Source organism: Sphingobacterium hotanense, assembly GCF_008274825.1.
Lineage (GTDB): Bacteria > Bacteroidota > Bacteroidia > Sphingobacteriales > Sphingobacteriaceae > Sphingobacterium > Sphingobacterium hotanense.
The window spans coordinates 4,040,466-4,065,327 of sequence record NZ_CP030848.1 but is presented as its reverse complement, the minus strand read 5'-3'; the positions used below and the strand labels follow the sequence as shown (position 1 = coordinate 4,065,327).

23 protein-coding genes and 2 tRNA genes are annotated in these 24,862 nt (G+C 41.2%); 14 read left to right on the top strand and 11 right to left on the bottom strand.

The features are described 5' to 3' along the window. Positions 1-412: 412 nt before the first annotated feature. From murQ to DSM08_RS17175, 6 genes are all read left to right on the top strand, one after another. On the top strand, positions 413-1,231 hold the full coding sequence (murQ, locus tag DSM08_RS17200; protein WP_149527777.1) for an N-acetylmuramic acid 6-phosphate etherase: 819 nt from the start codon (positions 413-415) through the stop codon (positions 1,229-1,231). A gap of 8 nt (positions 1,232-1,239) precedes the next feature. Next, positions 1,240-2,751, top strand: a complete 1,512-nt coding sequence (locus tag DSM08_RS17195; RefSeq protein ID WP_149527290.1) for a sodium:solute symporter — start codon at positions 1,240-1,242, stop codon at positions 2,749-2,751. Between the two features lie 70 nt (positions 2,752-2,821). Next, complete coding sequence (locus DSM08_RS17190) at positions 2,822-3,637, top strand: purine-nucleoside phosphorylase (RefSeq protein ID WP_149527289.1); 816 nt, start codon at positions 2,822-2,824, stop codon at positions 3,635-3,637. Positions 3,638-3,686: 49 nt separating this feature from the next. Continuing rightward, positions 3,687-5,672 carry a putative porin gene (locus DSM08_RS17185; RefSeq protein ID WP_149527288.1) on the top strand — a complete coding sequence of 662 codons (1,986 nt, stop codon included), beginning with the start codon at positions 3,687-3,689 and terminating at the stop codon, positions 5,670-5,672. A gap of 358 nt (positions 5,673-6,030) precedes the next feature. Then, positions 6,031-6,105, top strand: a tRNA-Val gene (locus DSM08_RS17180). 12 nt (positions 6,106-6,117) lie between these two features. Beyond that, a tRNA-Val gene (locus DSM08_RS17175) sits at positions 6,118-6,192 on the top strand. A gap of 97 nt (positions 6,193-6,289) precedes the next feature. Here the strand turns inward: DSM08_RS17175 and DSM08_RS17170 are convergent. The 5 genes from DSM08_RS17170 to DSM08_RS17150 form a co-directional block, all read right to left on the bottom strand. Then, positions 6,290-7,225 carry an ISAon1 family transposase gene (locus DSM08_RS17170; RefSeq protein ID WP_223110921.1) on the bottom strand — a complete coding sequence of 312 codons (936 nt, stop codon included), beginning with the start codon at positions 7,223-7,225 and terminating at the stop codon, positions 6,290-6,292. A 28-nt stretch (positions 7,226-7,253) separates the two neighbouring features. Continuing rightward, positions 7,254-7,619 carry an ISAon1 family transposase N-terminal region protein gene (locus tag DSM08_RS17165; RefSeq protein WP_149526966.1) on the bottom strand — a complete coding sequence of 122 codons (366 nt, stop codon included), beginning with the start codon at positions 7,617-7,619 and terminating at the stop codon, positions 7,254-7,256. A gap of 69 nt (positions 7,620-7,688) precedes the next feature. After that, positions 7,689-8,069, bottom strand: coding sequence for a DUF6686 family protein (locus DSM08_RS17160; protein ID WP_149527287.1), 381 nt, complete (start codon positions 8,067-8,069; stop codon positions 7,689-7,691). A 243-nt stretch (positions 8,070-8,312) separates the two neighbouring features. After that, positions 8,313-8,993 carry a 3-keto-disaccharide hydrolase gene (locus DSM08_RS17155; RefSeq protein WP_149527286.1) on the bottom strand — a complete coding sequence of 227 codons (681 nt, stop codon included), beginning with the start codon at positions 8,991-8,993 and terminating at the stop codon, positions 8,313-8,315. Between the two features lie 76 nt (positions 8,994-9,069). Then, entirely contained in the window at positions 9,070-9,591 is a 522-nt protein-coding gene (locus DSM08_RS17150; protein ID WP_149527285.1) for an NADPH-dependent FMN reductase, read from the bottom strand. 217 nt (positions 9,592-9,808) lie between these two features. Here DSM08_RS17150 and DSM08_RS17145 point away from each other — a divergent pair, with 217 nt between their 5' ends. Genes DSM08_RS17145 through lepB form a run of 5 tightly spaced genes read left to right on the top strand, consistent with a single transcriptional unit; the run spans position 9,809 to position 14,501 of the window. Further along, a complete protein-coding gene (locus tag DSM08_RS17145; protein ID WP_149527284.1) occupies positions 9,809-10,606 on the top strand; it encodes a ParA family protein in 798 nt (265 codons plus the stop codon). 1 nt (position 10,607) lies between these two features. Then, positions 10,608-11,531, top strand: coding sequence for a ParB/RepB/Spo0J family partition protein (locus tag DSM08_RS17140; RefSeq protein WP_149527283.1), 924 nt, complete (start codon positions 10,608-10,610; stop codon positions 11,529-11,531). Further along, complete coding sequence (locus tag DSM08_RS17135) at positions 11,531-12,298, top strand: DUF5683 domain-containing protein (protein WP_149527282.1); 768 nt, start codon at positions 11,531-11,533, stop codon at positions 12,296-12,298. Before DSM08_RS17140 ends, DSM08_RS17135 begins: the two co-directional genes overlap by 1 nt. 22 nt (positions 12,299-12,320) lie before the next feature. Further along, on the top strand, positions 12,321-13,064 hold the full coding sequence (dapB, locus tag DSM08_RS17130) for a 4-hydroxy-tetrahydrodipicolinate reductase (RefSeq protein ID WP_149527281.1): 744 nt from the start codon (positions 12,321-12,323) through the stop codon (positions 13,062-13,064). A 6-nt stretch (positions 13,065-13,070) separates the two neighbouring features. Next, positions 13,071-14,501 carry a signal peptidase I gene (gene lepB / locus DSM08_RS17125; protein ID WP_149527280.1) on the top strand — a complete coding sequence of 477 codons (1,431 nt, stop codon included), beginning with the start codon at positions 13,071-13,073 and terminating at the stop codon, positions 14,499-14,501. 64 nt (positions 14,502-14,565) lie between these two features. Here lepB and DSM08_RS17120 read toward each other — a convergent pair whose 3' ends face one another. Next, on the bottom strand, positions 14,566-15,282 hold the full coding sequence (locus DSM08_RS17120) for a pyridoxine 5'-phosphate synthase (protein ID WP_149527279.1): 717 nt from the start codon (positions 15,280-15,282) through the stop codon (positions 14,566-14,568). A gap of 106 nt (positions 15,283-15,388) precedes the next feature. Between DSM08_RS17120 and cdaA the strand changes: the two genes are divergently transcribed. From cdaA to DSM08_RS17105, 3 genes are all read left to right on the top strand, one after another. Continuing rightward, positions 15,389-16,183: a diadenylate cyclase CdaA gene (cdaA, locus tag DSM08_RS17115; protein ID WP_187773900.1), complete on the top strand. Its 795-nt coding sequence runs from the start codon at positions 15,389-15,391 to the stop codon at positions 16,181-16,183. 105 nt (positions 16,184-16,288) lie between these two features. Beyond that, positions 16,289-17,194: a DUF1338 domain-containing protein gene (locus tag DSM08_RS17110; protein WP_149527278.1), complete on the top strand. Its 906-nt coding sequence runs from the start codon at positions 16,289-16,291 to the stop codon at positions 17,192-17,194. A 3-nt stretch (positions 17,195-17,197) separates the two neighbouring features. Beyond that, on the top strand, positions 17,198-20,125 hold the full coding sequence (locus DSM08_RS17105) for an FAD-binding and (Fe-S)-binding domain-containing protein (RefSeq protein ID WP_246172333.1): 2,928 nt from the start codon (positions 17,198-17,200) through the stop codon (positions 20,123-20,125). Positions 20,126-20,186: 61 nt separating this feature from the next. On the opposite strand, the gene DSM08_RS17100 is transcribed toward DSM08_RS17105, so the two are convergent. The 5 genes from DSM08_RS17100 to DSM08_RS17080 form a co-directional block, all read right to left on the bottom strand. Then, the gene (locus tag DSM08_RS17100) at positions 20,187-21,032 is read right to left on the bottom strand and encodes a DUF2911 domain-containing protein (protein WP_149527277.1); all 846 of its coding nucleotides are present in this window, start codon (positions 21,030-21,032) and stop codon (positions 20,187-20,189) included. Positions 21,033-21,126: 94 nt separating this feature from the next. Further along, positions 21,127-22,389: a sugar MFS transporter gene (locus DSM08_RS17095; RefSeq protein ID WP_149527276.1), complete on the bottom strand. Its 1,263-nt coding sequence runs from the start codon at positions 22,387-22,389 to the stop codon at positions 21,127-21,129. Positions 22,390-22,703: 314 nt separating this feature from the next. Continuing rightward, positions 22,704-23,123, bottom strand: coding sequence for a hotdog fold thioesterase (locus DSM08_RS17090; protein WP_149527275.1), 420 nt, complete (start codon positions 23,121-23,123; stop codon positions 22,704-22,706). Next, complete coding sequence (locus tag DSM08_RS17085) at positions 23,113-23,649, bottom strand: DinB family protein (protein WP_149527274.1); 537 nt, start codon at positions 23,647-23,649, stop codon at positions 23,113-23,115. The genes DSM08_RS17090 and DSM08_RS17085 overlap by 11 nt, the downstream gene beginning before the upstream one ends. After that, entirely contained in the window at positions 23,630-24,853 is a 1,224-nt protein-coding gene (locus DSM08_RS17080; RefSeq protein WP_149527273.1) for a sensor histidine kinase, read from the bottom strand. The genes DSM08_RS17085 and DSM08_RS17080 overlap by 20 nt, the downstream gene beginning before the upstream one ends. Between the last annotated feature and the right edge of the window lie 9 nt (positions 24,854-24,862).

The window sequence follows — 24,862 nt, the reverse complement described above, 5'->3', positions numbered from 1 at the left end:
CGCGATGAATTCATAAATTTTTCTAAGCTTGTTACAAGGACCGGTAATTTAACGCGGAAAATAATGGTTTACGAAATATTAATTAACAAAACGCGCATAGAATTGCAGGTTATTCAGGGATAATAAGAAAAAAATCACGATTGTTCCGAAGCAAAGTAAAATAACTTTACTTTATATTTTAAATTGGCTTTGGCAATTTAAAGCTTGGAAATCGTTGATTTATCAATTCTAACCTTTGCTTAGGGATAATTTTTTAATCGATAGTGTGAATTTGATGATTTATTAAAAGGGAAAAATGATAAATTCGCCTATCAAAAGTATATAAAGAACGAGATTGCATGTTGTTGCGGTTTTTAATAAAAAATCGCATATTTACGAAAAGTTATATAGGTATTTCAAAATGCTACAGAGTATGATCAACACAACGGAAAAGGATTCCAATTATCAGGACTTAGACAAAATGTCTGTTCGCGAAATTTTGACGAACATTAATAACGAAGATAAAACCGTTCCGTTGGCGGTGGAGAGAGAGATTGCGCATATCGAATCCTTAGTAAAGGTGATCGTGGAGCGTATGAAAAAAGGCGGTCGTCTTTTTTATATCGGTGCAGGTACAAGTGGACGTCTAGGTATTCTTGACGCTTCGGAATGCCCGCCGACTTATGGTGTTCCTTTTGATTGGGTTATCGGACTGATTGCTGGTGGTGATACCGCCATCCGTAAAGCTGTTGAGTTTGCGGAGGATGATGAGAACCAAGCTTGGAAAGACCTTGAAGAGTATGCAATCAATACGAACGATGTGGTGATCGGAATTGCTGCCTCAGGCACAACTCCTTATGTTATCGGTGGATTGGAGAAAGCGAATGAAATGGGTATCGCTACGGGCTGTATTGTATGCAATGGCAATTCGCCAATTGCAGCAATCGCACAGTATCCGGTAGAGCTGATTGTAGGTCCTGAGTTTGTGACCGGCTCCACGCGCATGAAAGCGGGTACCGCTCAAAAACTTGCTTTAAATATGATCAGTACTGCTGTTATGATTCAGCTAGGTCGTGTTAAAGGAAATAAAATGGTTGATATGCAGCTTTCGAACCACAAGCTAGTGGGGAGAGGGGTTCGTATGGTGATGGCAGAGACCGGAACCGACGAAGAGACAGCTACGGCATTGATCGAGCAATTCGGTAATGTACGTAAGGCTATCGATAACTTCAACCTACAAAAGAATAGCTAAACAAACATATGTCACCTATTATATTATTATCCTTTCTTGTTGTTTATTTCGCAATCTTATTGGCGGTGTCTTATTTCACGTCGAAAGATTCTTCGGATAATTCAACATTCTTCGTTGCCAATCGTAATGCCAAATGGTATATGGTTGCCTTCGGAATGATCGGTACGGCATTATCTGGTGTTACGTTTATTTCCGTTCCTGGAGATGTAGGTAATACGCCTGGAGGGATGTCAGACCCGAATAATTTCAGCTATTTTCAGTTTGTAATCGGAAATGCTATTGGCTTTGTAATTATCGCCTACGTATTGCTGCCGCTTTACTACCGCATGAACCTGACTTCTATTTATACGTATCTAGAAGAACGATTAGGCCATAAGAGTTATAAGTCAGGGGCGATGATCTTCTTGATTTCCAGAACCATCGGTTCTGCGTTCCGTTTATATCTAGTTGCTATCGTACTGCAACGCTATATTTTTGATGCTTGGAATGTGCCGTTTATTTTAACTGTAGCGGTGTGTTTAGTTTTGATTTGGTTATATACCAACAAAGGTGGTTTGAAGACCATCATTATCACTGACACACTTCAGACGACGTTTTTGTTGTTGGCGGTTATATTGTCGATTTATTTCATGGCTGATGGTCTTGGATTAACGGTTTTCGAAGCCTTCGAAAAGGTTAAAGACAGTTCTTATTCGAAGATATTCGTATGGGAAAATCTATTAGGAGATACTAGACATTTCTGGAAGCATATTATCGGTGGCGCGTTCGTTACGATTGCAATGACAGGCTTAGACCAAGATTTGATGCAGAAGAACTTAAGTATGAAAACTATTGGTGAGGCCCAGAAGAATATGATGACCTTTACGAGTATTTTCATCGTCATCAATTTGTTTTTCTTGGCAGTGGGAGCATTATTGTATTTCTATGCAGATGCGAACGGCATTAAACTAGCAGATTTAGGGAAGTCAGATTATCTGTATCCGGAAATTGCGTTACGTCATTTAAGCTTGTTGCCGGGTATTATATTTATGATGGGTTTAACTGCAGCAACCTTTGCTACGACCGACTCAGCACTTACAGCGCTGACCACATCTTACTGCGTTGACTTCCTGAACTTCAATAAAAAGGAAAATCCAAACGATCCTAAGTTGGTCAAACAACGTAACTTCGTTCACCTTGGGTTTTCTGTTGTAATGCTATTGGTCATTCTTCTTTTCCATTGGATAAACGATGAATCTGTGGTATCAGCGATTTTCAAGATTGCAGGTTACACTTATGGTCCTTTATTGGGTCTATTCTCTTTCGGTATCTTAACGAAAAGAAGAGTAAATGATAATCTAGTTCCACTTATCTGTGTGATTTCACCATTATTGATATTCTTATTGAATCAATATGTGCTGCCGCATACAGCCTATAAAATTGGATTCGAACTGATTGTTTACAACGGTTTGATTACCTACTTGTTGTTACTAATTACTTCTCCTGGTAAGGTTGAAGGTAAAATTGCCGGCAGTAAATAATGCCTGCTTGAATGATTTGTGTGTGCAAAAAAAATCCAGTAGTTTTGGCTACTAAGTATATTTTGCACACATGTATCATTTAATCGACGAATCTATCCACTCTATACGCCGTAAAATCGGCGATTTCGCTCCTGAATTTGGAATTATATTAGGCACAGGTCTAGGCAAGCTGGTCAATGAGATCGAGGTTGAACATCAGATGATGTATTCTAATATTCCCAATTTTCCTATATCTACAGTCGAATTTCATACGGGCAAGTTAATTTTTGGCACCCTGAATGGTCGCCGTGTCGTAGCGATGCAAGGTCGCCTACATTATTATGAAGGCTATAATATGCAGGAAATTACTTTTCCGGTGCGTGTAATGAAGGCTTTGGGGATCAGTAAGCTGTTTGTTTCGAATGCATCGGGCTCTTTGAATCCAGCGATCAAAAAGGGTGATATCGGTATAATCGAAGATCATATCAATTTACTACCGGACAACCCCTTGCGAGGATCGAACGATGAAGATCTGGGGCCGCGTTTCCCGGATATGAGTCAACCTTATGATAAAGGAATGATCAAGCAGGGGATGGAGATTGCGAATAAGTTAGGCGTGACAGCACATGAGGTTGTGTATGTCTCTGCACCAGGTCCAAACTTGGAGACTAGAGCGGAATATCGTTACATGCGTATAATCGGTGGGGATATTGTGGGGATGAGTACAGTACCTGAGGTGATTGTTGCCAATCATATGAGCCTTCCTGTCTTTGCCATTTCGGTGATTACCGACGAAGGTTTCCACAGTGATTTAAAACCAGTTTCGTTAAAAGAGATTGTGGAAGTGGCGACCGAGGCAGAGCCGAAGATGACAAGTATTTTAAAAGAATTGATTGCATTGCAATAATCTTGGATTTTTGCCCTATTTTTGAGGGCGTTTATTTAGAGATCCTTACATGAGTGTACTGAGTAGGTTGTTATTAATATTGGTCTTGTTTGCACTTACACCGAAGCTATATGCGCAGGTGGAAGATGAATTCAGTTCGGCGCTCGATTCAGCGCGAGCCAAAGAAGATAACAAGAAAGATTCCGTAGTTTTTACCGCTAAATACGTCCGCTATACGAATCTGGCGACGATGAAGCGTTTCACTAAGACCTACCAGTTAGATACTTCTCATGTTAATTTTCAATATTATAATAAGCAGAATCTGCCTTGGAATCCGAGTATCAACCTGGGTTCCTATGGTTTAGCGACACGCGACCTCCTGTTCAATGCGAATAAGAATATTGGTTTTCAGTCTGGATATAGTGCGTTAGAACGCTATATTCTTCATCCTGATTCTGTGGAGTACTTTCGTGCGAGAGCGCGGTTCTCAGAACTCTATGCTGTCGGATTTTTCTTTGACGATCAGGTATTTAAGGCCCGGATAGCACAGAACATTAATCCAAATCTCAATATTGGAGCGGAGTACCACGCGAGCAATACCGATGGTTATTACAAAAATCAAGAGTATAGCGATCGGAAAGGAGCTATCTTCTCTTGGTATGAGTCGCCAAGCAAGCGCTATAACTTACTGACGAACTTTACTTTTAATACGGTCGACGCAACGGAGAACGGCTCGGTATTGAACGATACTTTGTTTCGGGATAATACGGAAAGTTCAGGAAATCCGGCACGTTATCCTGTTCGATTGAATGGTCAGCAAAAAGACCGCCCTTACAATAAGTGGAAAGATTTGGGCTTTTTCCTGCGTCAGTCTTACTACATGGGTCGTTTGGATACCGTGAATAAGGGTGCGCCGGATGCGGAAATTCATCCGACGAATTTGATCGCGCATAACTCCAGTATCAGGCAACAGAAATTCTTATTCTTCAAGAACGAAGCGGATGGGAATAATGCTTTCCCGCTGGCGAGTTTCGTTGAAGTGCATGACACGACGAAAATTACGACGATCTCCAATGATTTTACCTATAGCTTCTTCCTTCGTGGTAAAACGTTGAAAAACGAAGCACGGGTGGAATTGGGATTCCAGAACGATTTGATCTGGTATGCGGATAGTGTACTTACTCAGATGTATCAAAATAGTATGGTGAAAGGAAACATCGGTTATAAGTTCAGTGACAAGGTCGATGTCAATTTTGCTGCTAAGCAGATCCTCTTGGGTCGAAACTTTGGCGACTTCCTATATGAGGCTTACGCAGACGTACATGTGAATGATGCGATCGGGAATTTGCGTATTGGCGCTTATACACAAAATCAGTCTCCAGCGATGATTTATGAGACGGCTAACCTGACGTACCACTCTTGGGCAGATCTTGGCTTAGATAAGGTAAAAACGCAGAATCTGAACTTCTCTTATGCGAATAAGAAGATTGGCTTCAGTGGTAAGTTAGAATACTTCCTGATCAATAATTATACATACTTCACCGAGAGTATCGACCCGGCAACTAATCAGGTCATCTCACGAGCGATTACTCCAACACAGGCTGGTAATCTAAACCTTTTGAAACTTACAGTAGGTCAGAATTTCAAATTCCGTAAATTCCATTTTGATAATATGGTGGTTTATCAGAAGTCGGACGCAATGGATGTGTTGGCTACACCGGAGTTGTATACTTTCCATAGCCTCTACTACGCAAATATTTTGTACAAGGTGATGGACTTCCGGATCGGTGCTGATGTTCGCTTTAATACACCTTTCCGTACACCTTCTTACGCGATTAATGCGGGACAGTTCTACAATGATAATCTAGGAATCAATTTCTCGACGTATCCTATTGTTGATTTTTGGCTTACCGCTAATATTGATCGTGTAAACTTATTCTTGAGTTATAATTTTGCGAACCAACATGTTTATCCGAAAGGATACTACACCGTTCGTCGTTATCCAATGAATCCGGCATTCCTTCGTTTTGGGGTTTCCTGGAAATTCTACGATTAATTAATCATTCGCTTGTCTTTATTTGATGCAGTCCGCATAACGCGGGTAGCAAGTCTTTCTGCATTCTTAAAATAGGTTTTTTGGTTTCGAATTATTGATTCATGGAGACTGTTTTGGGGGGCATGGATATAATAGGGGTTGCCGGATTGTTCCAGTGATATCGTTTGTCTTTGATATTATCCATAAAATTTAAGGTGCGATATTGCGGAGTTTGGGTTTTGCGTAGCTCTCGGATGTAGAATCAAGTAATTTTATCTATTTGGGTTTGAATAAATTGCTGATTTTTTAATAAAAATCTTCTGAAATAATTTTGCAAATCAATTTTTAGACCTATATTTGCACACCGCAAGACGGAAAAGGAGAATTAGCTCAGCTGGTTCAGAGCATCTGCCTTACAAGCAGAGGGTCACTGGTTCGAATCCAGTATTCTCCACAAAAATAAAAAGGAGGCTTAGCTCAGCTGGTTCAGAGCATCTGCCTTACAAGCAGAGGGTCACTGGTTCGAATCCAGTAGCCTCCACAAAAAAGCATCAAGAAATTGATGCTTTTTTTATTCCTTTTATTATCAGAAAATCGTTGATTTCGTCCTAGTCGGGATCAGTTTCAAAACCTGTGGACTACGCAAATAATTTGGTCAATCTGAACAGGAAGAAATTGATGTCACCTACACCTCTAAACTGACTTCTGAAAGCTTTTATCTTTGCATTGAAAGATTCTGCTGAAGCATTTGTACTCTTGTTGTCGAAGTAGTTCAATATTTTTTTGTGATGGATATTTATGGTTCTGGAGACGGTGTTGAATGACTTGAAGCCAGCCTGTTCCACTTTATCCGCCCATTTTGCCAACCTTGTAAAGGCGTAGATCTTATCTATGGTGGTGTTGAATATCCAAGAGAGTTCTTGGGATAGCCTGTACGCCTTTTCAATATCAGGATATCGCTCAAAGAGTACAGCAGCCCTTTCTCTTTGCTCGTAAGTCCATTTATGTTCACTTTTATAAAGCAGGTATCGGCTTCTTGCAAGTAACTGTTTGATGGTTTCACTGTTGGATAGGACTTCCGGAAAATAGGTTTCCTTATTCTTTCGTGCTTGGTCAATTGCCTGATTTTCATCGTCAATGGCCTGCCAGCGGTGCTTTATCCTTATTTCCTGAAGCGCTTCGGTAGCAAGTTGCTGAACATGGAAACGGTCTATTACCTGAACAGCATTGGGAAAGCATCTTTTGGCTATCAATCCCATATTACCGGCTAGATCAAGCGTTATCTCTTGAACTTTATTTCGTAATCTCTGTGGGATCTTTTGAAGGATCGGGATAATGTTCTCTGATTTTGTCCCGTTCAGTATGGCTACAATAGTCCCTTTTTTGCCCCGTGCTTCTTTATTGGTGACAACGGTATAGAGCTCGCCATGGGATAGGCAGGTCTCGTCAATAGAAAGATGGCCGCTGACATTCTGTGGGAAGATCAATCCATCTCGCGCATTTTCGCGATGCTCCCAATCCTGGAAACCGCTCAGTTTATTGCGGTAGTATCTCCTTAGTTTACTGGCTGATATCCCATAGAATGAACTGATGGTCTGAATGCTATGAGCCTGGTTGTCCGCTGATACCTTTTAAAAAAGCTGCGAAATCCTGTGTGATGCGCGTCCCTTTGGCTACTAGTTCCCAATTTCTGTAGACTACTTTATCGGTATCCTGATTGAGCCACCTGCGGCGCTTGACATGAAGATAGACCTGCATGCCACGGATAGGAAAATCTTGAAGGGTAACGGGTTCGAAAAACCCCTTGGAAATCAACTTCTGGCCTTGATATTCTTCAGGTCTATTATTGAGTTCCTCCAGAAAGATATCCAGTCTTTTTTCTTCTTTGGAATAGTGGGTCATCTCAAAATAATCGGAAACTCCTTCGGGAATAATTAAGGGCATTAACGCGTTGAAAGATTCGTGCATCTGTATAAATATCAAAGCACAAATATCTAATTATTTTTTATCCCCTCCACAACTTTTGTACATGATCCCCTAGTCGTTCATGTATGAATAAATCATCCGCATATAGTATGCTTCATCGAGCGTGCTGGCAAGTTGATTTAGTTCCAAGTTGTTGAACGAGAAATTTAATCCCTCATAGGGCGTGTTTAATAAGACGCGCATGGTTCCGTCGGGGAAAGGGATTCGACAATCTTCCTGAAGCAGATCTTTCACAATTCTTCGGAACGCAATAAATTCGTCGGCGGAGAAGTTTATATGGAGATTGTTAAAGCAGAGGTGGATCAAATTGGAGCCATCAGGTATACTAATAAATCCTAGTTCGTTTCGGGCAAGTATAGTTGGTCTGTTGCAGGCCATAGAGTTTTCGAATTTATATCTTGAGGATTCTTCTTGTGCCTGGTTTACCCGCATACCTATCTTATGCGGGTAAACAGGACTTTGTATGAAAATGAAGTTTTTCGTCCTTCGTGGATATAAATATACAGCTTATTTAGAATCATTATAAATAAATTAGATACCGAATCTATTTATGACATTTCGATTATATTTTACCGAAGTAGCTGTAATTTCTTGTCCTACCTGTAGAACGCTACGATCGTCCTAATAGTATTTGGTTTTAAAATTTGTCTGACCCGCGAAAAATGGAGCGAATGTTTACAACGATTTAATGCGAATATTCCTGAATCCTACAGAATCGGTATGGTTCTGAAAAGCAATTTTTCCTTTTTTGAACGTGTTGAACGCCGGGTAATTTTTCATATTGCTGTTCGCAACTTTCTTCGCGAAAGCAGCGCTGTTGATATCATCTTGAAAGGTTAGCTTATCATTGAGCCAAAAGCTCACAATACCCTTGTTCTGGATAATTTTGGCTGTGTTCCATTCGCCATAGGGCTTAGGCTTTGAGTTTTGTGAGTTGCATTCGACGCTATACAGGCATCCGGCCCAATGCGTGGAGTCGATTTGATGTCGATGTTCAGCATTTGCATTATCTAAAAGCTGCATCTCCAATCCTGTCGCAAAGGTAGCAGCATAAGCTGTATCTTCTTTCACATTGATGAACACGCCGCTATTGCCGCCTTTTTTCACCCACCACTCAAAGCTGAGTTCGAAATTTTCAAATTCTTGATCGGTCACAAGGTCCCCAAAGATACCGTCAGATTTAGGGTCGCATAGGATAGCGCCATCGCTAACCTTCCATTTGGAGTTCGTTTTTCCTTGATTGTAAATATGGAAACCGTCTAGGTTTTTACCGTTGAATATGTGCTCCTCGCTATTGGGATTTGTGCAAGCGGAAACAACCAATAAGAGCGCGGATATGCTTAAAAGTTTGTGCATAGGAATTGTTGATGTGATACTGCGAATTCTAAAATAGGCAATTACATCAACAATAGAAAGACGTATCGGAATTGATTTAGAACTTGGCTATTTCCTCCATCTGTTCATCAATGAATTTTAACGTGAGGGGATCATTAATGTTTCCCTCTTCATTCAACTCGTTTTGAACCAGAGGAATATGTATTTTCAAAGGAAGCACATGCATTCTTAAGTAGTTGCATACCCCTGTAAAATGGTCTACACCTCGGATATTGCCGTATTTTCCGGTGGAAAGCCCTACAAGTACTGCTTTTTTATGGTAAAATGAACTTGGAAATGAACAGGCATCCACGAATAGTTTTAATATGCCTGGATAGCTTCCGTTGTATTCGGGGATAATGAAAATGAATTTGCGCGCTGCGGACACTTTTTCCTGAATCGAAGCGAATTCTTCGCTGCGTTGACCATAGAGATCTGTTACAGAAAGATTATCTGGAAGGTCTTCTAACGACAGGATTTCGAACTCTTCACCACGTCGCTCAAGCTCTTGTTGATAGAATTTTGCGACTCTTAAGGAGTTAGAACGTTTGCGGTTTGTACCAGAGATAATTAAATTCATTGTTTATATGTTACTTATAAAAAGCATGTTAGATGGTTGTCGATACCTAATTCAATTTTTTGTATCTTAGCATCCTGAGTATACTGTGCATGAGAATAGCTTCAAAATTAAGAAATTTAACATCATTTAAGTGTCTAATATCACAAAGGTATGTTAATTTGCAGATTGAAACTTGCAACGGCACAGTAGACGAAGTTTCAAAATCTGAGGAATCATCATGGGAAAAATTATTGCCATAGCCAATCAAAAAGGAGGAGTCGGGAAAACCACTACCTCTATCAATCTTGCAGCGAGCTTATCCGTTTTAGAATATAAAACACTTTTAGTTGATGCAGATCCACAAGCGAATTCTACTTCTGGTATTGGTTTCGATCCTCGTGCAATTAAAGCTAGTATTTACGAATGTTTGGTTAATGATTTAGACCCTAGAGAGGCTATTCAACATACAGATACTCCAAATTTAGATTTATTACCAGCTCACATAGACTTGGTAGGTGCCGAGATTGAAATGATCAATTTAGAAGAGCGCGAGTTTAAAATGAAGCGTATCTTGGATGAGGTGAAAGATGACTATGACTTTATCATCATCGATTGTTCACCATCCTTAGGGCTTATCACAATTAATGCATTAACAGCTTCAAATTCGGTAATTATCCCGGTTCAATGTGAATACTTTGCATTAGAAGGTTTAGGGAAATTATTAAATACAATCAAAATTGTACAAAATAGATTGAATACCGCGTTAGAAATCGAAGGTATATTATTGACGATGTATGACGTTCGTTTAAGATTATCAAATCAGGTGGTAGAAGAAGTGAGAACACATTTCCACGACTTAGTATTTGATACAATTATCCAACGCAATACGCGTCTGAGCGAAGCGCCAAGCTTCGGTATATCCGTGATTATGCACGATGCCTCATGTAAGGGAGCTATCAACTACCTGAATCTAGCACGTGAGATTTTAGAGAAGAACGGATTGTTAAAAGAAAATACGCAAACAGTAACAGTATAGTATGGCAGCACAACAGCGTAAAACGGGTTTGGGTAAGGGATTAGGTGCTTTATTACAGCAAGAAAATATTGGAGTAGGAAATACTTCAGGAAATAATACATCTGCTCCTAAAACACCAAGCGCTCCTGCGGGCAGTATCAATTTTATTCAAATAGCCCAAATCGCAATAAATCCTTTTCAACCGCGAACTGATTTTGATGAGCAAGCATTACGTGAGCTTTCAGAGTCGATCGAAGTTCAGGGCTTAATTCAGCCTATTACCGTTCGCCAAGTAGGGAAAAACGAGTATCAACTTATCTCTGGTGAGCGTAGGTTAAGAGCTTCGAAAATGGCAGGTATCACAGAGATCCCTGCATATGTTCGTACCGCCAATGACCAACAGATGTTGGAAATGGCGTTGATAGAGAACATTCAGCGTGAAAATTTAAATGCAATCGAGATTGCGTTGAGTTTCCAACGTATGATCGAAGAGTGTAGTTTAAAACAAGAAGAGCTTGGTGATCGCGTTTCTAAGAACAGATCTACAGTAACCAACTATCTTCGCCTCTTAAAATTGCCGCCGGTAATTCAAGCCTCTATTCGTGATGGCGATTTATCAATGGGACATGCTCGGGCTTTAATCAATGTCGGGGAAGTTGACAAGCAATTATTTGTCTTCCAAGAGATCCTGGAAAAAGGGCTTTCTGTTCGTAAAACAGAGCAGTTAGTTCGTGAAATCCAGCAAGCTGATGAGAAAAGACGACGCAAGCCGAAGAAGACAGATCAACTAGACTTTCAATACCAAAAAATTGAAGATGATTTAGCGTCTAAATTCGCCACCCGTGTGAAACTAGATCTAAAAGCTACCAAAGGAAAAGGCTCAATTGTCATCCCTTTTTCTTCTGAAGATGATTTAAGCCGAATTTTAGAATTACTAGATTGGTAATGAGATTTACATTGCTACTTGCTTTTCTATTTTTCTTTACTCTAAGCATTGCGCAAGTAAAGGACACCATTCCTGAAACGAATAAAACAGTGAAACTTCGGGATTCGGTGGATATGAAAGCCATCCAAGACTCCGCAAAGATCAAGGAAGCACAAGATACGACCAAAAAGGAGTCTCGTGCTGAGCGGAAGGCTCGTGAAAAAGCAGAGAAGGAAAGAGCAAAGTACTACTACAAGAATATCAAGAAAGACTCTGCTAGGTTAGAGATTGAACACTTATCCCGCGTTGCATGGAAGCGTTCGATGATTCTTCCTGGTTGGGGTCAATATACAAATAAGGGATTATGGTGGATTAAAGTCCCTATAATCTATGGAGGCTTTGTAACCTCCTATGTCGTATTCGATTACTGGCAATGGTATTATAAGGAGTTTCTTGCAGAATTAAAATATAGACAAGAGTTCGGAACCGGAACCGATACCCCGCTCGGACGATGGGATGAGGCAGGATTAATCAAGCAGAAAGATTATACGCGAAGGAACCGTGATTTAACCATCTTAGTGACGGTTGGTTGGTATGGTCTTAATATTGTTGAAGCTTACGTTGATTCAATGTTGAAGAATAGATGGAACGTAAGCAATGACTTGAGCTTAAAGATATCTCCAACCTTCTTGCCAACGTACGCTTCCATGCCTGGTGTGGGAATGGGGCCAATGAACGGAAGAAGCTTGCTGACACCGGGAATGAAAATGACATTTACCATCAAATAACAAATTAACCAATTAACCACATATGAAAATTGTTTTATTGGGATACGGCAAAATGGGACAGTTGATTGAGCGCTTTGCAATGAAACGCGGTCATGAAGTTGTTCTTATCGTCGATGAAAGAAATAGAGACAGTATAGAAATCGAAGACCTGCAAGATGCAGATCTAGCAATCGATTTCAGCACTCCGCATGCAGCATTAGAGAATATCAGTCTTTGTTTTGAGGCAAATTTACCCTTGGTTGTAGGAACTACCGGTTGGTATGACCATTTAGATGAAGTTCGTGAGACTTGTATTGAAGCTGATCAGGCTTTATTGTATGGCTCCAACTTTAGCATAGGCGTTAATATATTCTTTCATATTAACAAGATGCTTGCGAAGGCGATCAATCCTTATAAGCAATATGACGTTCAGGTGGAGGAGATACACCATATCCATAAATTGGACGCTCCAAGTGGAACGGCAATTACTATCGCTGAGGGAATCTTAGAAAATACTGATGCTAAGAAGAATTGGGTAAATTCGGTTGAAGGCTCAGGAGAAGAGGTTATTCCGAAGCCAGATGAACTGTTGATTGAGAGTTTGCGTATTGAGGAAGTTCCCGGTACACATACGGTTTTATACAGCTCAGAGGTTGATCAGATAGAATTTAAGCATACAGCACATAGCCGCGAAGGCTTTGCATTGGGCGCGGTTATTGCAGCCGAATGGCTTTTAGGAAAGAAGGGTTTTTTTCAGGTAACTGAAATGTTTGATTTTAATAATTAGAAATTTATGTGGTATATCATTTTTGCCATAGCAACAATCGGAGCACTTTATGGGCTTTGGTTGTTATATAGAAAAGCTGGAAAACAAGGTTGGGAAGCCGTAGTGCCAATTTATGGTCAATACGTAATGGCGCAGCTCGTGGGTCGTCCGACCTGGTGGGTGATATGGTTATTCGTCCCGATAGTCAATATCTTCATCTTCTACGATCTATACTTGAACTTCATCAAGGCATTCGGAAAGCGTCGCTTTTGGGAAAATGCCGCGGCAGTGTTAGTTCCTTTTATCGTACTTCCGATGTGGGGAAAAGATCCTAACGTCAAGTATTTAGGTCTATCTACCACCGACGAGTTCAAAGAAAAATATCCATATAGGAAATCAACCGGACGTGAGTGGGCTGATGCCATCATATTCGCGACGGTAGCAGCTTCTTTAATTCGCGGCTTTTTAATTGAAGCCTATATGATTCCGACAGGCTCCATGGAACGTAGTTTACTAGTGGGCGATTTCTTGTTCGTTAGTAAATTAAATTACGGACCTCGCGTCCCAATGACACCTTTGGCTTTTCCGTTTGCACATCACACGATGCCGGTTACTGGTGGTAAAGCATATTCAGAACTTATTAAAGTGCCTTATAAACGTCTTCCGGGTTTCCAAGACATCAAACGTTATGATGTTGTGGTATTCAACTTCCCTGAGGAAATTGAAAGACCGATCGACAAGCGTGAGAATTATATCAAACGCTGTGTTGGTCTGCCGGGCGATGTAGTCTCTATGGAGCGCGCAAGACTTTTTGTCAATGGTGAGCCTGCATTTACTGATCCCGACTTTCAAACGAATTATATTGTAGAAACTGAGCCGAATGGCTTAAATATGCAACGTCTTTTAGATATGCGTATTGAAGTCGATCAAGTAAATACAGAGCCAGGGATGGGATTTTACGTGTTGCACATGACGAAAGAAGAGGCTGATCAAGTGAAGTCTTGGGAAAGCGTGAAAAGCTTTAGAGAGCAAGTCTTCGAGCCTCAGGATGCTAGTCCCGGCGCTTCTGCCTTTCCGCATTATAAAGGCGGTGTCGTTTGGAATTATGATAACTTCGGACCTATTCACGTTCCTGCGAAAGGATGGACCGTAAAGCTGGATAGTTTGACTGTTCCTCTATATGAAAAAGCAATTCAGATTCACGAGGGCAACACCTTCGAACAACGTGGCGATGGATATTATATCAACAACGTGAAAGCCGATTCTTATACCTTTAAGATGAATTACTTTTGGATGATGGGAGATAACAGACATAACTCGTTAGATTCTAGAGGATGGGGATTTGTGCCAGAAGATCATATCGTAGGTAAAGCATTATTTACATGGATGAGCTGGGATAAAGACGGAACATTCTTATCCAAAGTCAGATGGAATAGAATATTTAAAGGTATTGAATAATACCAGAGCATAAAAAAGAGGGCGCTATTGATTCAATAGCGCCCTCTTTTTTATGTTATTATCTCTATTTCAATGCCGCCAAATAGCGTTTGATAGTTTCTTCCAAACCTAGATAAAGAGCATCGGCAATTAATGCATGTCCAATACTTACTTCTAATAACTCCGGAATATGCTGATTGAAATATTGAAGGTTATTTAAGTCCAAGTCATGACCGGCATTTAATCCTAGTCCTACTTCGCGTGCCTTCAGCGCTGCTTTAAAATAAGGAGCGATAGCCTCTTCCTTATTAAACCCATATTCTGCAGCAAAAGCTTCGGTATATAGCTCGATACGATCGGTGCCTGTTTCTGCGGCAGCTTCCACCATTTCCTCAATTGGATCCACAAAAATAGATACACGAATTCCCTTATCTTTAAAGAGCTTCACCATATCTGAAAGGTAGTCTTTGTACTTAATGGTATCCCATCCGTGATTTGATGTAATCTGACCTAATGCATCCGGCACTAAGGTTACCTGCGTAGGCGTATTTGCCAGCACCAGGTCAATAAACTTTTGTTCCTGACAGTTACCTTCGATATTGAATTCTGTCTGAATATTAGCCTTCAAGTCATACACATCCTGATAACGGATATGGCGCTCGTCGGGTCTCGGATGAACGGTAATTCCTTCGGCTCCGAAGCGTTCGCAAGCAAGTGCGGCAGTTAACACATTCGGAACATTGCCGCCTCTCGAATTACGTAATGTCGCTATTTTGTTAATATTTACGGATAGTTTAGTCATACTGATCGTCTTTTTACAAATTTACACTTTTAAGCAGGGATGTTCGGTCAATTTATGAATTATTATACCTGCGTCAATGGATAAAATTTTTTAAATTGCATGCTATATGGATGGACTGGATTTCAATCTCTTAAGCGGCTTTCGCCTGCTTGACTTTATCGATATCATTCTGGTAGCTATCATTATTTACTATGTGTATAGCTTGATCAAAGGAACTATCGCCGTTAATATTCTAATCGGAGTAGGGCTTTTCTATGGTATCTATCTTGTTGTGAAGCAGATGGAGATGCGCCTGCTGACGGAGATATTCGGCGGTTTCATATCCGTAGGATCCATTGCATTGATTGTTGTATTCCAGCAAGAGATACGACGTTTCCTCCTACACATCGGAAAGAATATATCATTGCGCCGTAAGAAGTTCTTTTGGTCCGTATTTGGAACAAAGAAAGCTACACACGCAGATAATACCGAATTTATAAAGCCGATCGTCGAGGCCTGCCAGAACATGTCAAAATCTAAAACAGGTGCATTGCTGGTCTTCTCACGTTATTTTGATGAGGAATACTATCAAACGAGTGGCACTATTATCGATGCGCCCGTTTCGAAGCGCCTTCTGGAGAGCATATTCTTTAAAAACTCCCCCTTACACGATGGGGCTGTCATCATTGTCGATAATCGAATCATGACCGCTAGTTCGGTATTGCCGCTGTCGGACTCTGATGATCTTCCTCCGCAGTTCGGACTTAGACATCGTGCCGCAATCGGCGTGACGGAAGTTTCGGAAGCTTTCGCAGTTATTGTTTCAGAAGAAACAGGCGAAATCTCCTTTGCAAAAGATGGCAACATAAATATGAATCTAACTGCACAGGAGTTAGAGAAGATTCTTGCGGAAGAACTCTAATATGCTGAATAAAATTTACTAACGACCATTATTTATTGAATAATTGTTGTTATTTATCGATTTTTCGATAACTTTATTCATTATATAAATCTAAATTTTATTGTTATGCATTTCGAGGAAAAGAAGCCCATCGACATTGTGTTAAACGATTTATTCGAGCACTACCGTGAAAATGTCGCTGATGTAGATAAAATTACCAAAGCACTGTTGGAGCGCGAAGTTGTACAGTCGCAAGATGATATCGTAAATGACCATATCGCCTTCCGTACTTTAGGTGTCCCTAATCTTGGCATTAAATCCTTCGAGAAAATCTTCCTTTCTTTCGGCTATCAGAAGAAAGATTATTTCTATTTCGAAGGCAAGAAACTAGATGCTTACTGGTTTGCTCCACCTTCTCCGGAATATCCCAGAATATTCGTTTCAGAATTAAGAGTTTCAGAACTGAGCCAGCCGGTTCAGGACATCATTATAAAATATACAAAAGATATTACCTCCGATCCTGTAGATCATTTAGATCTTAACAATGGCGAGGAGGCGGCAGCATTTTTGCAGAAACCACTGTGGGATTTGCCGACTTCCGAAGAATATCAGACACTTTTAGCAGAAAGCGAATATGCGGCATGGGTAATTTACAATCGATATTACCTCAACCACTATACCATCAGTATCCACGAATTGAAAGATGGTTATAATACGTTGGAAGAATTCAACGCTTTCTTAGAAAGCATTGGTGTTAAGCTGAATACTTCCGGCGGAAAGATAAAGACCAGCGAAGACGGATTACTTCGTCAGAGCAGTACGGTTTCAGCACTCTATGATGCTACTTTTGCCGATGGAAAGACCATACAAATTGCAGGCAGCTATGTAGAATTCGCTGAGCGCTCCGTACTACCTGAATTTAAAGATATTCCAAAAGAGCAGATTGAAGCAAAGCATCGTCGAGACGGTTTTGAAACCAACAATGCTGATAAGATTTTCGAAAGTACATACACAACTCAAATAAAAGGTTAGAAGATGATAGAAGAGGAGTTGGCTCTGCTTACACCTCAATTAGGCGGTGAACTTTATTGGGATGAGAAAATGCGTCTGTTGTATGCAACAGATGCATCTGCTTATCGCGAAATTCCTTTGGCAGTCGCTTATCCAAAAGATAAGCAGGACATAGCCCTGCTCATTCAATTTGCAAATCAGCATCAGGTTTCTTTAATTCCACGTACGGCCGGAACGTCCCTCGCAGGACAGGTTGTAGGGTCCGGAATTGTGGTCGATGTATCGAAGTATTTTACCTCCATTTTAGAGGTAAATGCAGAGGAAAATTGGGTAAGGGTACAACCGGGAGTCATTCGTGATGAGTTGAACAGGTTCCTCAGGCCGCATCAATTATACTTCGGACCCGAAACGTCGACTGCCAACCGAGCGATGATCGGCGGTATGGTCGGCAATAACTCTTGCGGATCTAATTCGCTAATCTATGGCAGTGCCCGCGAGCATACTTTAGAAATAAAAGCGTTACTTAGTGATGGTTCGGAAGTCGAGTTCAAAGCGTTGTCCTTCGAAGAATTTAATGAAAAATGTAGTTTGGACAGCCTGGAGGGTAAAATCTACAAGCATATCCGAACCATGTTGAGCAATTATCCGAATCAGCAGGAAATCAGGACGAACTTTCCAAAGGCCGCTATCATGCGCCGTAATACCGGCTATGCGATCGACATGCTTTTGGATACAGATCCATTTACCGCAGGAAAGGAGCCTTTTAACTTCTGTAAGCTCATTTGTGGCTCTGAGGGTACACTTGCCTTCATCACCGAGATAAAGCTGCATGTAGATCCTTTAAATACAAATCCTACCGGTCTGCTCTGTGTTCACTTTGCAAGCCTCCAAGATGCCCTGCATGCTAACCTCATTGCGCTGAAGCACAAGCCGCTCGTTAGTGAGTTGATGGATAGTTATATCCTTGAGCGCACAAAAGATAATTTAGAACAATCAAAGAACCGTTTCTTTGTGGAAGGGGAGCCTGCTGCGGTCTTAATCGTCGAGTATGATGGCAAAGATCAGGGCGAAATATTCCGCAAAGTGGAGGCTGTAGAAGCCGAAATGCGAGCACACGGACTAGGCTACCATTTCCCGCTGGTTCTAGGAGCCGACAAGAAACTGGTGTGGGATTTACGAAAGGCCGGGCTAGGCTTACTGAGCAATGTTCCGGGCGATGATAAACCAGTGGCGGTGATCGAAGATACGGCCGTCGCGGTAGAAGATTTGCCCGCCTATATTGCAGACTTCAACCAGATTCTGGAAAAGTATAACCTCTATGCGGTGCATTATGCACATGCGGCGACCGGCGAACTACACCTACGTCCCATCATCAATCTAAAGACCGAGGCGGGCAATCAGCTCTTTCGGGAAATAGCATCGGAAATCGCTCATCTCGTAAAGAAATACAATGGATCGCTCAGTGGAGAGCATGGTGATGGCCGCTTAAGAGGTGAGTTTATCCCATTAATGATTGGCGACCATAACTATCAGTTATTAAAAGAGATCAAGCATACCTGGGATCCTAGGGGTATATTTAACCCGGGAAAGATCGTCGATACGCCGTCCATGAATAGCTTCTTGCGGTATGAACCGGGACAGCAGAATCGTGCCATAAAGACGGTGTTCCGCTATCCGAATCAAACTTACATTCAACATGTAGAGCAGTGTAACGGATCTGGAGACTGTCGAAAATCCCATTTGTCGGGAGGAACCATGTGTCCCTCGTATATGGCGAGCAAGAACGAGAAGGATACGACCAGAGCCAGAGCAAACATCCTGCGCGAAATGATTACGCACTCAAGCAAAGAGAATCCCTTTGATCATGAGGAGATCAAAGAGATCATGGATCTTTGTTTAAGCTGCAAAGCCTGTAAATCCGAATGTCCTTCCAGTGTCGATATGGCTAAACTCAAAGCCGAATTCCTACAAGGCTATTACGATGCCAATGGTGTTCCGATGCGCTCTAGGATGATTGGCCACGTGGATACTCTTACGCAGCTAATGCAGCCTGTCGCCGGCTTATACAATGCTGTGGTCGGGAATAAACTGACAGGAGGGATTGTGAAGCGTATTTTGGGCTTTGCGCCGCAACGCCATATTCCCAAGATTGCTAATAAGACCCTAAGAAAATGGTACACCCAACAAGATAAAGATTATATCGCCGGCAAACAGCCGATCAAGTCAGTTTATTTTTTCTGCGATGAGTTTACCAATTTCAATGAAGTTGATTTAGGAAAGAAAGCCGTTATATTTCTGGAAAAATTGGGGTACCAGGTACTCATGGTGCCACACGCATTCTCCGGACGCGCGCTTTTGTCTAAAGGGCTTCTTCGCGAAGCAAAAAAACTGGCGAATAGAAATGTTGCTATTTTTGCCGACCGATTAAATTCCAATACCAAGATGGTGGCTGTAGAGCCATCGACAATACTGACCTTCCGGGATGAATACGTCGATCTTGTGGATGAGCACCTCGTGGAAGCAGCCGAGAGAATTGCGCCATTCGCATTGACCATAGAAGAGTTTATATGGGAGGAATTCCAAGCAGGAAATATCTCCTCGTCGCAGTTCACAGCAGAAGAGAAGGAAATCTTATTACATGGCCACTGTCAACAGAAAGCCTGGGGATTGTTGGCAACAGTAAACCAGATTTTAGCGATTCCCGCAAACTACAAAGTTAAAAATATACCTTCCGGATGCTGCGGTATGGCTGGTTCCTTTGGATACGAGAAAGAGCATTACGAGATGTCTATGCAGATCGGTGAGCTCGTGTTATTTCCTACGGTCCGCGCGAAATCAAAAGAAGCGATCATCGCCGCACCGGGTGCAAGTTGCCGCCATCAAATAAAAGATGGAACATCCGAAACCGCGCTCCATCCTGTCGAAATATTATTTCAGGCATTGAAGAATTAACATCACAGAAAAGCGCCCTTGGAATCCCAAGGGCGCTTTTACTTATGCTCGTTAAGAACTACTATTTCTTAGCAGCTTCTAATGCTTGCGTATTCAACTTTACATACTCACCGTTGTTCTGGGATTTCGCCATCTTCAATCCCTCTTCAGCAGCTTTTATCGCACCTTTTTTGTCGCCAGCTTTCGCCAAGATCAAGGATTTCCAATATTTGATATGAGCTGCTTTAGTATTGCCTTTGTCAGCTTCTACCATCCATTCTGCCGCTTTCTTGATATCTAAGCCATGGGTATAGTAATATTGAGCTGCTTGGAAATAAGGCTTTTTCTCACCTTGCATTGCCTCATCAATGCTTGCTAAGATCTCTGCTTTCTGATCTACTTCGATCAAGAAGGAAACTTTCGTTTTCTCCCATAGTAAGCAAGCCTTTAGATTCTGATCGTTTACCTCTTCAAAAGCAATGGTAAATGTTTCGATTGGGTTGGTTAATGCGCGTGGTTTTATTTTAACGCGCAAAACATCATCTGCTTTATCGTAGGTATAAGCACCCCACTGTTTCGCGTTCTTGTTGAAAATAATGGTCCATTCCTCTTTTCCAGGAATGGTGAACAATGCATAAGTACCTGCCTCTAAATTCTGACCTTCGATTTTTACATCACTTTGAAACGTAATGTTCGTCGCGTTGTTTGCGCCTGTACGCCAAATTTGATCGTATGGAACAAGATCACCGAAAATCGTTCTACCCTTCATGTTTGGACGCTGGTAGACTACGCTAACTTGGCTGATCCCTAAATCTTGAAGTATAAATTGTGTACTACTCGCAGGAGGTAATTTAATCTGCGCATCAGCTTGTTGTGCGCTGAAGATTAGTCCTGAAGCTAGCAGGAGTGTTAATGCAATTTTTTTCATATTCTCAAAACTTGAATTCTCGAATATACGAAGCCTAGATTAAAAAACAAACGGAGATAGTAACCTATCTCCGTTAACAATATGTTTAAACGTCTTATTTTCGAACTTTATGACCCGCTACTGCGTAATAAAGAATATACAGATAACATGGCAATGCGATCCAATAAGCTTGGTGTGAGCCTACTGAGTGTGCAATTTGACCGTATATTAATGGAATAACAGCACCACCGGCAATACCCATTACTAGAATACCTGATGCCGCACTCGTAAATTTACCAACTCCTTTTAATGCCAATGGCCAAATCGCAGGCCATACTAATGAGTTGGCTAAACCTAATAAACCTACTAAGGTTAGGGAAACCATACCATCAGTGAAAACAATACCTACCGTTAAGATCGCACCTAGAATAGCACATAATTTTAAAGCGGTCTCTTGAGAAAGGTATTTTGGAATCGCAACGATACCAACGATATAACCGATAACCATAGAAACCATCGTGAACGAGGTAAAGAATTTAGCCGTATCTAATGGAATTCCTAAGTAAGTTCCGTAAGCAATAATGGTATCACCTGCCAATACTTCAACACCTACATATAAGAATAAACAGATGAATCCTAAGATCACATGTGGGAAGTCAAAAATACTTTGCTTGCCTTCAGAGACATTGTGATGTGTTGCATCTTCTTCTTCGTCACCTTTTACTTCAGGAAGGTTAGCGCGCGAAATCCAAACTGCTAAAATGATCAACACTACAACGATACCGATATAAGGGTTAACCACCTGTAAGGCGATCTTATCCAAAGCCTGTGCCGATTCTTCAGGACTCATCGTAGCTAAAGATTGTTGTACTTTATCTGCCTCACTTAAGTTCAAAAAGTAACCTAAGATAATCGGAGCAAGAGCACCAGCAAATTTATTACAGATACCCATGATACTGATACGTTTTGCAGCAGTTTCTACAGGTCCTAAAATAGTAATATAGGGATTTGAAGCTGTTTGTAAGATGGCTAAACCACCACCCATGACAAATAAACCGGTCAGGAATAATAAATACGTACGCGAGTAGGCTGCAGGTATAAATAATAGGGCACCTACTGCCATGATACCAAGTGATATCGCCATACCATTTTTAAATCCGAATCTATTCAATACCCATGTCGAAACCGGCGCCATCACTAAATATGCAATGTAGAATGCGAAGGTCACAAAGTACGATTGTACTTCAGTCAACTCACAAGCAATTCTTAAGTAAGGAATTAATAGGGAATTTAGCCAAGTTGCGAATCCAAAAATAAAGAACAGGGCACCAATGATAATCATTGGTCCGACGGTTGATTGATTATTCTGAGTGGTCATAAAATTGATTTAATCGATTATGAATTTTTTGATAGTCACAAGGCTAATAAAATAAATCCATATTTTAAAACGTAATTTATTAGACAATCGATTGCATTTGTAACAAATTGTTGATGATTCCCTATTTATATCAGGTAATGTTTTTTACGTTAATTGCTGTTAATCGAGGGTTTATAAAAGGTAGAGAGACATCGAATGGGCGACGTCTCTCTAAAAACCTAAACCGTATCATAAAACCAAAAAATGGTAGTATTTATGGTTGAACAAACATTTAAGATGATTGTTTTATGAATAGTATATTTTTCTCAAACTTTTTAAGGCTTCTTGATGATCGCCATCGTCAACCGGGAAATACACACTGGTTTTCCGCGTTCGTCGGCAATGCGAATATCCCATACATGCGTCGTCTTTCCAATATGAAGGGGCTTGCAAGTTGCGAAAACCTTGCCTTTAGTTACAGGACGAAGGTGGTTGGCATTGATATCTAATCCAACTGCCGCATACTTGTCCATGTCGATAATCAACGCCGAAGCGATACTCCCCACAGATTCCGCAAGAACAACAGATGCACCGCCATGTAAAATGCCGAATGGCTGTTTTACCTTTTCTGTAACGGGCATCTCAGCAACTAAGGCGTCTTCTGTGATAGAAGTTGCTTTGATATCGAGAAAGCCAGTCATATTGATGGCGAAATAGGAGTTGATTTCCTCCAAAGAATATTCTCTAAACCACATCGTTACTTAAGTTTTGATTCTTCAAATAGCGAGCTTTCAAGATAATCACATGATGGTTAAGGTGGCCAGCAATAACATACAATAGCGCCCTCACACTGATCAATCGATCGGATGCCATACCTTTTCGGGCAAGTTCGTTTTCATCAAAGGCATTAAATAAGTATAGATTTGCCTTCCTTAAGTGAATAAATTCTTCTGCAATATCAGCTAACTTGCGCTCGTTATGGCGTCCGTTAGATACAAATTCGTCTTGTTCAAAAGCTGCTAATGCAGTCATATCATTTCGCCCGAAGCGTAGCGCCCGATAGGCCATCACCCGTTCACAATCCAAGATATGGCATAACACCTCTTTGATTGTCCATTTATCCTCGGCATATGCATAGGACCCCATACTCTCTGGAATGCTCGCAATAAATTCGGGAAATGTCTCGATTTGGCTCGTCAGCTCCTCCATAACGTCCCCAGTTACGGTTTCTATATAGTCACTGAATATCGCTGGGTATTCATCAGATTTGAGTTGGTTCATAGCGTAAATTACTTTTTAAGATAATTCTAAATGTGGTTCCTTTTCCTATTTCGGATTCTTTAACAAAAATTTGTCCCTGATGGTAGTAGACCATACGTTTCGTCAAACTTAGCCCTAAGCCCCAGCCTCGTTTGCGGGTCGTATATCCTGGTTGAAAAATAGTCTCCCAATTTGCCCTAGGGATACCTTTTCCGGTGTCGCTAATGTCTATAAAAATTTCTTCTTTTGCAATGTTTTCAGAAATGTTAATGCTAATCTTACCTTCAGCTTCGATAGCATTCACCGCATTTTTTAGCAGGTTTTCGATGATCCAATCGAATACTTGCACATTCAATTTTGCCTCCACCTGCTGGTCGCCTTCAAGCTCGAATGTAATACGCTGACTGGTTCTAACTTTAAAATAATTCACATACTCTTCCACGACCGGGTAAACTGCATGGTTGGAGAGTGAAGGTGTAGAGCCAATTTTTGAAAAACGATCAGCAACAATTTCCAAGCGTTTGATGTCACGTTCCATCTCATTGAAGACGCTGTCGTCTTCGGCATCGTACGTAACACGAGCAAGCTCTAGCCAACCCATCATCGATGAAATAGGTGTTCCTAATTGATGAGCGGCCTCCTTGGCCATCCCCACCCAAACCAGGTTCTGCTCCGAATCTCGAATGGAATTGAAGACCGTATAGGCAATAATTAAGAAGATCGCAATCAGCGAAAGTTGCAAATACGGGAATATACGTAATTGCGCTAAGGCATCCGAGTCACGGTAGTACACGCGCCATTCCTGCCCGCTATCCAAAGAAATATGAATCGGCGGATGGGCCTTCTTCATTTTATTCAGCTGCTTTTGGAAATAATCCGGATCATACTGCTTGGTCGAGTCTGGGTCTGCACTGTTGTCGGTCTTGGTGCTGTCTAAATCGCGCCAGGCAACAATCGTTTCATTCTCGTCCGTAATAATTGCGGGCAAGCTCAAACTATCGCGCACGGCGGAAATAAAACTGATAAACTCATCGTTCACATCCGGCATCGTCACAATGCTCTTGGTAGACATCGCCCAGACCTCTGCCTTGGTACGTTCGGATTTTGAAAGATTTTTAACCAGGTAATTGCTATATAAAAGTGAGGCCGTAGCAATCAAGGCCGCAAATAAAAACAATAAAAACTTCCATTGTTGCTTGTTATATCGATACGGATGTTGCTTCATAGACCCAAT